Here is a 12,953-nt window from a genome sequence, read left to right as displayed (position 1 = left end):
GGCAGCCCGCGCTCAGGCGTGGCTGAGGACGAAGGCCGAGAGGAAGCCCACGGTCGCGGCGAGACCGGCATACAGGTGGGTCTTCTCGAAGGCCTCGGGGATCATCGTGTCGGCGACCATCGCGAGGATGGCGCCGGCCGCGAGCGCGGTGATGGCCGCGACGGTCTCGGGTGAGGCGCCCTCAAGCACGAGCACGCCGACCAGACCGGCGAGCCCGCTGGCGACCGCGATGCCGCCCCAGACGCCGAAGACGTAGCGGGCGCTGCGGTGCGAGGCCTTCATCCCGGCCGCGCTCGACAGACCCTCGGGCAGGTTGGACAGGAAGATCGCGACGAGGACGGCGACGCCGACACCCTCCCCCGTGAGCAGCGTCAGCCCGAGGACGATCGACTCGGGGATGCCGTCGAGGAGGGCCCCGACGGCGATGGCGGCGCCGCTGCCCGGCGTCTCCTCCTCCGAGCCCTGCATCTCGTGCGAGCGCTTGCGGTGGCGGGCGCCGCGCCGGGCGAGCAGGACGTTGGCGGCGACATAGACGACGGCACCCGCGAGGAAGCCCCCGGCGGTCGGCACGAGCCCGCCGGTCCGCTCGGCCTCGTCGACGAGGTCAAAGGACAGAGCGGAGATGAGCACTCCGGCGCCGAACGCCATGACCGTCGCGACGACGCGCTGCGGCACCCGGACGAACCACGCCACGGCGGCGCCGATGACGAGTGCGCCACCGGCGAGCAGGCCCCACAGGCCCGCCTGCGCCCACACCGGCATGTGCACCTCCTCGCCGCTTCACGTCACGTCACGTCACGTCGCTGTCAGGTCATGCATACCGGATCGGTGCCCGGCACGGACGGTGGGACGCATGACGAAGGCCCCTGACCGGCATACCGGTCAGGGGCCCTTTCGTGCACGGGTGGCGGGTGAAGGATTCGAACCTTCGTAGCTTTCGCGATGGATTTACAGTCCACTCCCATTGGCCGCTCGGGCAACCCGCCGTGCGCGTGGAAGGATAGCAAGCCAACCGCGCAACAACGAAACCGTGCTCCCAGGACACCCTCGGGGCACCCGAACGAGGAGGATCCGTGGCCGACAGCTCCATGGACATCGTGAGCAACTACGACAAGCAGGAGATCGCCAACGCGGTCAACGCTGCGGCCAAGGAGGTCGCCAACCGCTACGACTTCAAGAACGTCGGCGCCAAGGTCGAGCTGTCCGGTGAGTCCATCTCGATGCAGGCCAACTCCGAGGAGCGCTGCCTCGCCGTCCTCGACGTCGTCCAGACCTGGCTCGTCAAGCGCAAGGTCTCGCTCAAGCACCTCGACGTCCCCGAGGCCGGTCCACGCCTGTCGGGCAAGGAGTACAAGCTCGACGTCCCGCTCAAGCAGGGCATCTCCACCGAGAACGCCAAGAAGATCAACAAGCTCATCCGCGACGAGGGGCCCAAGGGCGTGAAGTCGCAGATCCAGGGCGACGAGCTGCGCGTGTCGAGCAAGTCGCGCGACGACCTCCAGGCCGTGCAGCGCATGCTCAACGGCGCCGACCTCGACGTCGCGCTGCAGTACACGAACTACCGCTGAGCCGGGCGCCCGGGCGGCAGTTTGTGCGCCCCATGAGGGGACGTTGAGGGTCCGGAGGGAACATGTCCCTCCGGACCCTCAACCTTTCCTCCGGAAGGCATCGGTATGCCGTCCGCCCGGGCGGGTATGCCGTCCGCCCACGTGATGTGCGCGACCTCGGCCCCCGGTGGCGCACGATTCTGTGGTTACCTGAAAGTAGCCAGACGACCTCGTGCCCACCGAACAACGGAGTTCAGGATGCGCCGCCCCACCCTCGCCTTCGCTGCCCTTGCCAGCGCCACAACCCTCGCTCTCGGCCTCGCCGCCCCCGCGCTCGCGGCGCCGGGCGCCTCGTCCTCAGGTGCGCCACGGGTCGCCGACGGCCCCTACGTCGCGCTCGGTGACAGCTTCTCCGCCGGTTCCGGGGTCCTGCCGCTCAGCGCCACGGCCAACCCCCAGTGCACGCAGTCGGCGCTCAACTACCCGCACCTCCTTGCACAGCGCACCGGCCGCGCGCTCACCGACGTGACCTGCGGCGGCGCCGACACCGGCGACTTCACCGGCTCCCAGTTCCCCGGGGTCGCCCCGCAGCTCGACGCCGTGACGCCCGAGGCCCGCCTCGTCACCATCGGCATCGGCGGCAACGACTCGAGCGTCTTCACGAGCATCATCCAGCAGTGTGCGACGGCCGGCCTGACCACGCTCGGCCAAGGAAGTCCGTGCAAGGACACCTACGGCACGTCCTACGCCGACACCATCCGGACGAAGACCTACCCGGCCGTGCGTGCGGCGATCGCCGCCGCGAAGGCCCGGGCCCCCAGGGCGCGGATCGTCGTGCCGGGCTACCCGCAGATCCTGCCGCCGACCGTCGGCTGCTACGCGACCATGCCGATCGCCGTCGGGGACGTGCCCTACGTCAACGGCATCGAGCAGGTCCTCAACGCCGCGCTCGAGCAGGCGGCCAAGGACAACGGTGCGACGTTCGTCGACATGTGGGGTCCGTCAGCCGGCCGCGACGCCTGCCAGCTGCCGTGGGTGCGCTGGGTCGAGCCGCTCGCCGCGTCGCTCAACTACGTGCCGGTGCACCCCAACACCGCAGGTGAGCGCGCCTACGCCGACCAGATCCAGGCCCGCGTCGGCCTCTGACCCGCGCTTTCCTCGCAGGTCTTCGAGCCGCATCGACGGGTCGCGCGAGCCATCCGTGCCGGGACCGCGGCCCCCCGATGACGCTCTTCGAGCTCGAGTACCCATAGGTGTTCGTGCGCACCTATAGGTACTCGACCCCGAACGGACCCATGGCGCTCGACGGGGGCTGCCCGGACAGGGTCACCGGGCCATGGGCGCACGACGTGGCGGGCCCACCTTGCGAGGAGGCAGGACCCTGGACGCTGGGCTCGGAGCGTGTCCGCTGTGCCCGACGCTCGACCGACCTCAGCTCCAGCGTGAGCGGGAGGCCAGCGCCTCCTCGAGCTTGCTCAGCTCGTCGGCCATCGACCGGCGCACACCCGACGGCACGTCGTCACGCCCGAGCGCCGCACGCACCAGCGCGACGGTCTCCGGCTCGACGACACGCGACGGGAAGGCGAGCGTCGCCACCCGGTCGTGGGCATCCGCCCCGACCCACTCGGCGAGGCGAGGGATGTCGGTGACGTAGCGGCCGGCATACGGGCGCAGGTCGTCGACGGAGCCGCTCGACCACAGGCCGGTGGCGAGGGCGTTGAGCTCGTAGTTGGACCGCTCGCGGTTGGTCGTGATCTCGGACCACGCCCACGCCTTGTCGTCTGCGCCCGGGCGGGCGGCGCGGGCCGAGAGCCCGGCGAGCCGACCGGAGAGGGTCGTGTCGGCGGCCTCGACCTCGTCGAGGAGCGCGTCGTCGGCGAGGCCGAGCCGCGACATCGACTGCACGACGGCCCAGCGGAAGTCGGTGTCGCCATCGAGCCCTTGCGGCAGCGACCGTCCGGAGACCCAAGCACGCAACCGGTCCTCGTCGGTCGTCGTCGCCGCGAGGACGCGGGCGGCGACCAGCGCGCGGTCCGTCCCCGGCTCGGCGTCCTCGAAGGCCGTGAGGGCGGCGTCGGCGATGCGGCCGCGCGCCTCCTGCGCGACGGCCTCGGGCAGGAACTGCGGGACGATCCGGTCGGTGAAGGCGAGCGCCACGCGCGCCATGAGCGCGTCGTGCGGCTCCTGCGGCCAGACCGCGGTGAAGACGTCGAGCGCCACCCGCGGGTCGACGGTGGCGCGGTAGACCCCGGTGAGCACGCCTCCCCACAGCACGGTCCGCGCGGTCGCGTCCTCGACGAGCGGGAGCTCGTGGGGCAGGGCGGCGAGCGTCGCCTCGTCGAGATCGACCTGCGCCCAGGTGAGATCGCCCGCGTTGGGCACGAGCACGGCGGCGCCGGTGTCGACACCGTCAACCGTGGCCTCGTCGCCGTCGAGGGTGAACGTCGTGCGGAAGACCTCGGCGCCCTCGGTGAAGCCCGCGACGTCGAGCGCGTGCGGCCGGTCGGCCGGGTGCTCGGTCGGGGTCGTGCGTCGCAGGGTCCCCTCGCGGTCGAGCGCGAGGGCGTCGACGCCCGCGGTCTCGAGCCACGCCTTGCTCCAGCCGTCCAGCTCGACACCTGCGGCCTCCTCCATCGCCGCGAGGAACTCCGACAGCTCGCCGTTGCCGTGGGCGTGCGAACGCAGGTATGCCGTCACGCCGGCGTTGAAGGCCTCCTCACCGATGTGCGCGACGAGCTGGCGCAGCACCGACGCACCCTTGGCGTAGGAGATGCCGTCGAAGTTCGCGAGGGCGCTCTGGGCGTCGGGGGCCGGCGAGCCGGCCACCGGGTGGGTCGACGGCGCGCGCTCGGCGGCGTAGCCCCACTGCTTGCGAACGATGCCGAACTCGACCCAGCTGTCGGTGAACTCGGTCGCCCGCGACGTCGCGGTGTAGGCCATGAACTCGGCGAACGACTCGTTGAGCCAGAGGTCGTCCCACCAGCCCATCGTCACGAGGTCGCCGAACCACATGTGCGCCATCTCGTGGGAGATGGTGTTGCTGCGCTGCAGCACCTGCTCGCGGGTCGCCGCACCGCGGAAGAGCATGGGGTCTCGGAAGGTCACGCAGCCCGGGTTCTCCATCGCACCCGCGTTGAACTCGGGGACGAAGACCTGGTCGTAGTCGCCGAACGGGTAGCGGACGTCGAAGGTGCGGTGGAAGTGGTCGAAGCTCTGCTTCGTCACCTCGAACATCTGGGGCGCATGGCGCTCGAGCTCGGTCCGGAGCGACCGGCGGGCGTGGATGCCGAGCGGGATGCCGTCGTGCTCGTCGTGCACCGACACGTAGGGACCGGCGCACACGGTGACGAAGTAGGTCGCGAGCGGCAGCGTCTCGCTCAGCTCCCACTCTCCGGCGCCGGTCCGCGTCGCTCGGCCGTTGCCGAGGACGACCCACTCCTCCGGCGCGCGGACGGTCACGACATACGGAGCCTTGAGGTCCGGCTGGTCGAAGCAGGCGAAGACTGTCGGGGCCGCGTCGAGGAAGAGGTGGCCGTAGACGTAGTCCTCGCCGTCCGCGGGGTCGGTGCTGCGGTGCAGGCCCTGGCCGTCGCGCGAGTACGCCATCGTCGCCGTGACCTCGACGGTGTTGTCGGCGGCGAGCCCCTCGAGCGGGAGGCGCCCGTCGACGACTGCGGCGGGCTCGATGCGCGTGCCGTTGAGCTCGATCGCCTCGACGCTCACCGCCCGCAGGTCGAGGAACGTCGCCTCACCGGGAGTGCTGCAGGAGAACCGGATCCGTGTCGTCGAGCTGAAGTGCTCTGCGCCGCGGTCGAGGTCGAGGTCGACCTCCATGCGGTTCACGGTGATGAGCTGCGCCCGCTGCCGGGCTTCGTCGCGAGTCAGAGATGGCACGCCGAGATGGTGTCACACACCACACCGGCACCGCAGGGCCGCTGGGCCGCCCGGGGGCACCGTTCGGACCCGCGGTCAGTCGCGCGGCAGGACGGTGAGGACGCGCTCGACGTGGTCGCGGAACTCGGTCATGAACGCGCGGAGGAACTCGCGACTCTCCTCGTCGGTGACCTCGCCGCTGGCCAGGTAGACCTCCGGGTCGAAGTGGATGTAGGCCTCGGGCGCGGTCATCTGACGGGCGTTGCAGTAGCTGAGGATCGAGCGCAACGGCTGCTGCCCGACGGCCGTGCCGATGGCGCCGACCGAGGCACCGATGACGGCGGCGGGGATGTGGTCGAACGAGTTCTGGCCCCAGGGACGCGAGGCCCAGTCGATGGCGTTCTTGAGCGCGCCGGGGATCGAGCGGTTGTACTCCGGGGTGACGAAGAGCAGCGCGTCGGAGTCCGCGATCGCCTGCTTGAGCGCCGTCGCCTCCGCGGGGTAGTCGTCGTCGAGGTCGCGGTTGTAGAGCGGCAGGTCCTTGATGGGGATCTCGTGGAACTCGAGGTCGTCGGGGGCGACGGCGATGAGGCACTGGCTCAGCACCCGGTTGATCGAGTCCTTGGACAGGCTTCCGATGAGATATCCGACCTTGTGCGCCATGACGACCTCCAGACGACGTGCGACGGCCCGGGTCCGGACCACGGTTTCCACCGTGTCACGGACCCGGGCCGTCGACCGGGCTGGAGCACGGTCAGTTCATCCGGGCTGGACCCCGGTCAGTTCGGGCGGTAGCCGGTCGCCATGCCCTGGAGTCGGGCGATGCGGTCGGCCATCGGCGGGTGCGTCGCCATGAGCCGCGAGATGTCCTGCGCCCGGAACGGGTTGGCGATCATCATGTGGCTCGCGTTGACGAGGTCCTTGGTGGGGGCGAGCGGGGCGCGCGAGACACCGGCCTCGAGCTTGGCGAGCGCCGACGCGAGGGCGAGCGGGTCGCCGGTGAGCGTGGCGCCGTCCTCGTCGGCGTCGTACTCACGGGTGCGCGAGATCGCGAGCTGGATGAACATCGCGGCGATCGGCGCGAGGAAGGCCATGGCGAGCCCGGCGATCGCACCGCCGGGGTTGTCGTTGTCGCGGTTGCCGCCACCGAACATCGCGCTGAACGACAGCATCTGCCCGACGCTGCTGATGACACCGGCGATGGCCGCCGCGACCGAGCCGGTGAGGATGTCGCGGTTGTAGACGTGCATGAGTTCGTGCCCGAGGACGCCACGGAGCTCGCGCTCGTCGAGCAGCTGGAGGATCCCCTGGGTGCAGCAGACGGCGGCGTTCTGCGGGTTGCGGCCGGTGGCGAACGCGTTGGGCGCCTCGGTGGGCGAGACGTAGAGACGCGGCATCGGCTGACCGGCCTTCGTCGACAGCTCGCGCACGATCCGGTACATCGCCGGCGCCTCGGCCTCGCTCACCGGGAACGCGTGCATCGCCTTGATGGCGAGCTTGTCGCTGTTCCAGTAGGAGTAGAACGTCATCGCGACGCCGATGAGGGCGAAGATCCAGATGAATGAGCTGTTGCCGAAGTAGACGCTCGCGGCCCAGCCGAGCGCCAGCAGCAGTCCGAAGATCGCTCCGAAGAGCCCGGCGGTCTTCAGGCCGTTGAAATGGTTGTGCATGTCTCCTCCAACGCGCGAGCCGTGCGGAAACGTTCCGCGACAACCTTCATGACACCAGACCCACGAGCAGCTGCGGGAGCACGCTCGTCACGACGAGGACCGCGGCGCCGACCACCGCGACGGCGACGCTCGCACGCCGGCGTCGGGGACGTGCCGGGGCACCCGTCTCGGGCTCACCGAAGAGCACCGCGAACCAGCGCACGTAGACCGCGATCCCGAGCACCGCCGCGACGACGGCGACGACGGCGACCGGCCACAACCCGGCAGAGACAGCCGGGCGCAGCGCGACGACCTTGGCGACGAGGCCGATGACGCCGGGTGGGAGCCCGGCGAGGACGAGCAGGGCCAGCGCGAGCGTCCCGCCCGCGACCGGGTCCCGACGCAACAACCCCCTGTATGCCGTCAAATTCCGACCGTCCTCGACGCGCCACCCGTGGACCGCGCGGACGGCTGCGAACGCGACGAGGCTGGCGACGGCATACACGACGGCGTAGGCCGCGGCAGCCTGGCGGCCGGCGACGGTGAGAGCGGTGAGCGGCAGGAGGATCCAGCCCGCCTGGGCGACGGTCGACCACGCGAGGAGGCGGACGACCTCGGTCTGGCGCAGCGCCATCACCGTGCCGACGAGCATCGACGCGACGACGAGAACGACGAGCGCGGCCACGACGACGTGCGGGCCAGGGCGACCGCCAAGGACGGACTCGTAGGGCGCGAGGACGACGACGAGGGCGCCGACGGCGGCGAGCTTCGACGCCGACGCGAGCAGGGCCGACACGGGCAGGGGCCCCGAGGTGAGGGTCGTCGGAGTCCACGCGTGGAAGGGCACGGCCGACAGCTTGAAGGCGAGGCCGGCGAGCAGGACGACCGTGGCGAGCCCGGCCAGCGTGCGCTGCTCGGAGACCTCCCACGCCGCGGCGAGCGAGGAGCCGGTGAGGGTCGGGTCGCCGGTCGCCGTCACCCACAGCGCCGTGCCGAGGACGAGCAGCCCGAACGAGACGAGCGAGGTCGTGAGGAGGGTGAGGGCGCCGTGCGCGGCGGCGCGGCGTTCGCGCCAGGCGACGAGCGCGATGACCGGCAGGGTGGCGAGCTCGAGCGTGACGAGCCACGTGCCGAGGTCCCGGGCGGCGACGACGGCTGCCGCACCGCTGACCGAGGCCAGCAGCAGGACGACCTCGACCACCCCGACCCGGCGGACGGACACGAGGGCGAGGACGGCGAGGGTCGCGAGCAGTGCCCCGAGCTGGAGGGTGCTCGCGAGCGGGCTGCCGTCCCACATGCACCGGCCGTCGGGCGCGGGGGTGCAGAGGGTGAGCCGTGGCTCGGTGGCGACGAGGCCGGGCACTGCTGCGACGGCGCCGCCGAGCAGCCCGAGTGCGCCGAGGACCGGTGCGGCGAGGCGGGTCCGGGGCGCAACGGCGTCGACGAGTAGCACGAGGACCATCGCGGCGACCGGCAGGAGGGCGGGCAGCAGGAGGGCCCACTGGATGTCGAGGGTCACCGGCCACCTCCGACGAGGGCGGTCACGGCGTCGGCGGTCACCGAGAAGACGACCCACGGCGCGACGCCGATGACGACGACGGCCGCGCCGAGCAACGCCATGACGCCGAGCTCGACGGAGCGGGCGTCGGGGGTCTGCGCGACGGCAGCCTCACGGGCGTCGTCGGCGACCCGCTCCCCCACCCAGACGATGCGGGCGACGCGCAGCGAGTAGGCCGCGGCGAGTGCCGCGCCGACAGCGGCGATGACGGCGCAGGTGCGGAGGATGCCGGTGTGCTGAGCCGGGTTCCACGCCGCGAGCAGCGCGACGAGTTCGCCCCAGAAGCCGGCGAGACCGGGCAGCCCGAGCCCTGCGGCCAAGCCGAGGATGAGCGCGAACCCGAGGCGCGGCGACACCTCGCGCAGGGCGGGGCGGACGACGGCGAGGTCGACCGAGCCCCAGCGGTGCTTGAGCCCGCCGACGATGACGAAGAGCAGCGCCGAGATGACCCCGTGGGCGATGTTGCCGATGAGCGCGGCCTGCACGCCGGTCTCGGTGCCGGAGGCGAGGCCGAGGACGACGAAGCCCATGTGCGCGACCGACGAGAAGGCGATGAGCCGCTTGAGGTCGCGCTCGACGAGGCAGATGAGCCCACCCCAGAGGATGCCGATGACCCCGGCGATGGCGAGGACCGGGGCGATGCGGGAGAACCCGTCGGGGACGTTGGCCAGCGGCAGCCGGACGAGGCCGTAGGTGCCGAGCTTGAGGAGGACCGCGGCGAGGAGCACGGACCCGGCAGTCGGCGCGGTCGTGTGCGCGGCGGGCAGCCACGTGTGCAGCGGGAAGACCGGGACCTTGACGGCGAGCCCGATCGTGAGCAGCAGTGCGACCAGGGCCTGTTCGCCGGTCCCGAGGGTGGCGGCCGCGGCGGGCAGCTCGCCGAGGTCGGCGGTGCCCGCGCGCGTGACGAGCAGAAGGATGCCGACGAGCATGAGGGTCGAGCCGACGGCGGTGTAGAGGATGAACCGGGCCGAGGCGTCGGCGCGGGCCCTAGCGCTGTGCGGGTCGCCGTAGCGCCCGATGAGCACCCACATCGGCAGGAGGACGACCTCGAACGCGAGGAAGAAGAGGACCGCGTCGCGGGCGGCGAACGCGGCGAAGGCGCCGGCGACGACGAGCAGGAGGCAGCCGAGGTAGGTCGCGGCGCTGCCGCTGCCGGGCGCGTCGGCCCACGGCCGTTCGACCCAGGCGTGGGCGACGACGAGCACGCCGATGACGGCGGTGAGGACGACGAGCGGCGCGCTCACGCCGTCGACCTCGAAGTGCCACCGCACGCCGAGGTCGGGGATCCACGCGCGGTCGACGACCGGCCGCATGACCGTGGCCGTGATCGCCGCGAGGCCGCCGACACCGGCGGCGACGAGGGCCACCGTCCGCGCCGTCGACGCCGGGAGGGCGCGTCCGCCGGTGACGAGCCAGAGCCCGACGGCGCCGGGCACGAGGAGCATGAGGATCAGCGCCACGCGAGCACCGCCGTCCCAGCCGCGACGAGGAGTCCGAGCGCGACGAGCGCCACGCCACCCGACGCCGCCTCGCGCCGGTGCCCGCGCTCGGTGAGCCAGCCGGCGATGCCGGCCGAGGCCGCCGCGCCCCGGACGTAGCCGTCGACGACCTCTCGGTCGAGGAAGGCGACGACCCGCGCGAGTCCCAGCACCGGCTCGGCGACACCCCGTCGGTATGCCGTGTCGAACCCGAGCCCGCCGTCGGCGAGTGCGCGTTGGCGCGGGGTGCGGACGAAGGAGTCTCGCGGGTCCTCGTTGCCCCGGGCCAGCCAGGTGATGCCGCCGCCGATGACGATGAGGAGCACGGTGAGGACCATCCACCAGAGCGACGTGCCGTGGATGTCGAACAGACCCGTGAGCAGCACGAGACCGCCGACGACCGAGAGCACCGTGAGGAGGGCGAGGGCAGCGAGGACGGGGGCGGACGGCATACGGGCGTGGTCGTGGGCGGACTCCGTCTCCGGGACCGACGCGGTGACGACGAGCCAGGCGCGGGTGGCGTAGGCCGCGGTGAGGACGACGGTGACGAGGAGCGCGGCGAGGACGATGACGCCGGGGCCGCCGGCGCCGATCGCGCCCTCGTAGGCGGTCGAGATGACGTGCTCCTTGGAGAGCCCGCCGACCACGAAGGGGGCGCCGGCGAGGGCGAGCAGTCCGAAGAGCCAAGCGACGCGGGCGAGCTGGTGCACGGCGACGCTGCCGCGCAGGGCACGGGCGAGGGTCGACCCGGCGACGACCGAGAGCCAGCCGATCGTGAGGAAGAGCAGCGACTTGAAGATCGCGTGCGACCAGAGGTGGAAGAGCGCGGGGTCGGGACCGATCTCTGCCGTCGCCGTCGCGAGCGCCGAGAGCATGATCGCCACCTGGCTCACGGTCGACCACGCGAGCAGGCGTTTGAGGTCGGACTGGCCGAGCGCGAGGACGGCGGCGCCGACCATCGTCGCGGCGGTCGAGAGGCCGAGCAGCCAGCGCGCGCCGTCGGCGAGGACGAGGACCTCGAAGAGCTGGGCGAGGACGACCGTGCCGGCCGCGACCATCGTCGCCGCGTGGATGAGCGCGGACGCGGGCGTCGGGCCCTCCATCGCGTCGGGCAGCCAGTCCTGGAAGGGGAACTGCGCCGACTTGCCGAGGACGCCGATGACGAGGAGCGAGAGCAGGAGCGAGCGCAGCCACGGCTCGGGCGGGGCCACGCAGGCGGCCGTCTGCGTCACGGTGTCGACGCAGCCACCGCCGGTATGCGACCAGAAGGCGACGACCCTGTCGAGGCCCGTCGAGCCGGCGCCGGCGCTGAGCCCGACGACGCCGAGGACGAAGCCGATGTCGGCGACGCGGGTGACAAGGAAGGCCTTGTATGCCGCGCGGCGTGCGGACTCCTTGCGCGACCAGTGGCCGATGAGGAGGTAGGAGCACCAGCCCATGACCTCCCACCCGACGAGGGTGAGGACGAGGTCGCGGGCGTGGACGACGAGCATCATCGCCGCGGTGAAGAGCGAGACCGTGGCGGCGAACTGGGCCAGGCGGTCGTCGTCGGCGAGGTACCAGCGGGTGAAGACGAGGACCGCCGCGGCGACGAGCCCGACGACGGCGGCGACCGCCGCGGTGGCCGGACCGGACCACAGCTCGAAGGGCATCTCGATCGCACCCACGCGGAGGGGTTGGCGGAGCAGCACGAGGTTCTCACCGCGCACCGGGGCGACGGCCATCCCGACGACGGCCACGACGACGGACAGCAGCGACGCGCCCGTGGCGACGAGGGCCGCGAGCGCCGGTGTGCGCCGCAGCGCGAGCGTGACGACGGCGGCGAGGACGGGGATGCCGACGAGCAGTTGGGCCACCCAGAGCGCACTCATATGTCGTCACCGCCGCTCGTGGCACCGGACAGCGGCTCGTCGAGGTCGATCGAGCCGCGCAGGCGGAACGCCGTGAGGATGACGGCGAGCGCGACGACGACCTCGGCAGCGGCGATGGTGATGACGAAGAGCGGCAGGACGCTCGAGGCCTCCCACCGCGACGCAGAGGTGGCGCCGGACGCAACGAGGAGGACGAGGGAGCCCGAGAGGATGAGCTCGACGCCGATGAGGAGCAGGACGGCGTTGCGGCGCACGAGCACGCCCATGACGCCGAGGCCGACGAGCAGCGCGGCGACGACGTAGGGGCCGGCGAGGTGGATCACGAGGCCCCCCCATGCTTCGACTTATTGCCCGTTTGCGACACGTCGGAGCGGCCTTCGGCCGGGACGACGTGTCCCAAACGGGCAAGAGGTCGGTCGGTTGACGAGCGGTCGCGGCCGCTGCGCGAGACCGCGAGCGCGGCGACGAGGGCGGCGAGCAGCAGCACCGACAGCGCCTCGAAGGGCCACACCCACGTCCCGAAGAGCTCGGTCGCGACGGCGGCGTTGGTGACCTCGCGCCGCTCGACCGCGTCGCCGGCGAGCGGCAGGAGAGCGATGAGCAGCAGCGCCGACGTCGCGGCACCGGCGAGCGCCGCGAGCACCCGCCGCCACCACGGCACCTCGTGCGCGCGGTCCGGGCCGATCGGGGCGCGGGTGAGCATGAGCGCGAAGAGGACGAGCACGACGATCGCACCGACGTAGACGAGGACGAGCACGAGGGCGACGAGCTCGTGCCCGAGGACGAGCAAGCACCCCGCGACGCCGAGGAGCGCGACGACGAGCCAGAGCGCGGCGTGCACCACCTGCCGGGTCGTCACCGCGAGCAGGCCGGCGACGACGGCCAGGGCTCCGCACGCGGCGAACGCGAGGTCGAGTGACGTCATGCGCCCGCGCCACCCGCGCCACCCGAGCCGCCCGAGCCACCCGCGCCGG

At 72.2% G+C, this 12,953-nt stretch carries 11 protein-coding genes and 1 tRNA gene; 2 read left to right on the top strand and 10 right to left on the bottom strand.

Translation table 11 applies throughout. The features are described 5' to 3' along the window. Nucleotides 1-12 precede the first annotated feature (12 nt). Together N798_RS05315 and N798_RS05310 are read right to left on the bottom strand one after the other, a co-directional pair. Nucleotides 13-762, bottom strand: a complete 750-nt coding sequence (locus N798_RS05315) for a ZIP family metal transporter (protein ID WP_035946862.1) — start codon at nucleotides 760-762, stop codon at nucleotides 13-15. A 143-nt stretch (nucleotides 763-905) separates the two neighbouring features. Then, nucleotides 906-986, bottom strand: a tRNA-Tyr gene (locus tag N798_RS05310). 87 nt (nucleotides 987-1,073) lie between these two features. Between N798_RS05310 and N798_RS05305 the strand changes: the two genes are divergently transcribed. Together N798_RS05305 and N798_RS05300 are read left to right on the top strand one after the other, a co-directional pair. Next, nucleotides 1,074-1,568, top strand: a complete 495-nt coding sequence (locus tag N798_RS05305; RefSeq protein WP_035946861.1) for a YajQ family cyclic di-GMP-binding protein — start codon at nucleotides 1,074-1,076, stop codon at nucleotides 1,566-1,568. A gap of 237 nt (nucleotides 1,569-1,805) precedes the next feature. Then, nucleotides 1,806-2,693 (top strand): SGNH/GDSL hydrolase family protein, encoded by an 888-nt coding sequence (locus N798_RS05300; RefSeq protein WP_052116946.1) that lies wholly within the window; start codon nucleotides 1,806-1,808, stop codon nucleotides 2,691-2,693. 285 nt (nucleotides 2,694-2,978) lie between these two features. On the opposite strand, the gene pepN is transcribed toward N798_RS05300, so the two are convergent. The 8 genes from pepN to N798_RS05260 all read right to left on the bottom strand — a co-directional run bounded on the left by pepN (nucleotide 2,979) and on the right by N798_RS05260 (nucleotide 12,904). After that, a complete protein-coding gene (gene pepN / locus N798_RS05295) occupies nucleotides 2,979-5,441 on the bottom strand; it encodes an aminopeptidase N (protein ID WP_035946860.1) in 2,463 nt (820 codons plus the stop codon). A gap of 75 nt (nucleotides 5,442-5,516) precedes the next feature. Further along, complete coding sequence (locus tag N798_RS05290) at nucleotides 5,517-6,083, bottom strand: NADPH-dependent FMN reductase (RefSeq protein ID WP_035947107.1); 567 nt, start codon at nucleotides 6,081-6,083, stop codon at nucleotides 5,517-5,519. Between the two features lie 116 nt (nucleotides 6,084-6,199). Then, the gene (gene htpX / locus N798_RS05285; protein WP_035946859.1) at nucleotides 6,200-7,090 is read right to left on the bottom strand and encodes a zinc metalloprotease HtpX; all 891 of its coding nucleotides are present in this window, start codon (nucleotides 7,088-7,090) and stop codon (nucleotides 6,200-6,202) included. A 46-nt stretch (nucleotides 7,091-7,136) separates the two neighbouring features. After that, on the bottom strand, nucleotides 7,137-8,588 hold the full coding sequence (locus N798_RS05280; RefSeq protein WP_035946858.1) for a proton-conducting transporter transmembrane domain-containing protein: 1,452 nt from the start codon (nucleotides 8,586-8,588) through the stop codon (nucleotides 7,137-7,139). Next, nucleotides 8,585-10,090: a complex I subunit 4 family protein gene (locus N798_RS05275; protein WP_052116945.1), complete on the bottom strand. Its 1,506-nt coding sequence runs from the start codon at nucleotides 10,088-10,090 to the stop codon at nucleotides 8,585-8,587. The genes N798_RS05280 and N798_RS05275 overlap by 4 nt, the downstream gene beginning before the upstream one ends. Then, entirely contained in the window at nucleotides 10,081-11,979 is a 1,899-nt protein-coding gene (locus N798_RS05270) for an NADH-quinone oxidoreductase subunit 5 family protein (protein WP_035946857.1), read from the bottom strand. Before N798_RS05270 ends, N798_RS05275 begins: the two co-directional genes overlap by 10 nt. Beyond that, nucleotides 11,976-12,302: an NADH-quinone oxidoreductase subunit NuoK gene (gene nuoK / locus N798_RS05265; RefSeq protein ID WP_035946856.1), complete on the bottom strand. Its 327-nt coding sequence runs from the start codon at nucleotides 12,300-12,302 to the stop codon at nucleotides 11,976-11,978. The genes N798_RS05270 and nuoK overlap by 4 nt, the downstream gene beginning before the upstream one ends. Then, complete coding sequence (locus N798_RS05260) at nucleotides 12,299-12,904, bottom strand: NADH-quinone oxidoreductase subunit J family protein (protein ID WP_052116975.1); 606 nt, start codon at nucleotides 12,902-12,904, stop codon at nucleotides 12,299-12,301. The genes nuoK and N798_RS05260 overlap by 4 nt, the downstream gene beginning before the upstream one ends. Between the last annotated feature and the right edge of the window lie 49 nt (nucleotides 12,905-12,953).

The sequence above is a fragment of the Knoellia flava TL1 genome (assembly GCF_000768675.1).
Taxonomy (GTDB): domain Bacteria; phylum Actinomycetota; class Actinomycetes; order Actinomycetales; family Dermatophilaceae; genus Knoellia; species Knoellia flava.
This window is presented reverse-complemented; position numbering and strand designations above follow the sequence as displayed.

Excerpts from the sequence above, each read along its gene's own strand:
- N798_RS05315 (WP_035946862.1), bottom strand. The coding sequence starts at position 762 with ATGCCGGTGTGGGCGCAGGCGGGCCTGTGGGGCCTGCTCGCCGGTGGC.
- N798_RS05300 (WP_052116946.1), top strand. The coding sequence starts at position 1,806 with ATGCGCCGCCCCACCCTCGCCTTCGCTGCCCTTGCCAGCGCCACAACC.
- N798_RS05290 (WP_035947107.1), bottom strand. The coding sequence starts at position 6,083 with ATGGCGCACAAGGTCGGATATCTCATCGGAAGCCTGTCCAAGGACTCG.
- htpX (WP_035946859.1), bottom strand. The coding sequence starts at position 7,090 with ATGCACAACCATTTCAACGGCCTGAAGACCGCCGGGCTCTTCGGAGCG.
- N798_RS05270 (WP_035946857.1), bottom strand. The coding sequence starts at position 11,979 with ATGAGTGCGCTCTGGGTGGCCCAACTGCTCGTCGGCATCCCCGTCCTC.
- N798_RS05260 (WP_052116975.1), bottom strand. The coding sequence starts at position 12,904 with ATGACGTCACTCGACCTCGCGTTCGCCGCGTGCGGAGCCCTGGCCGTC.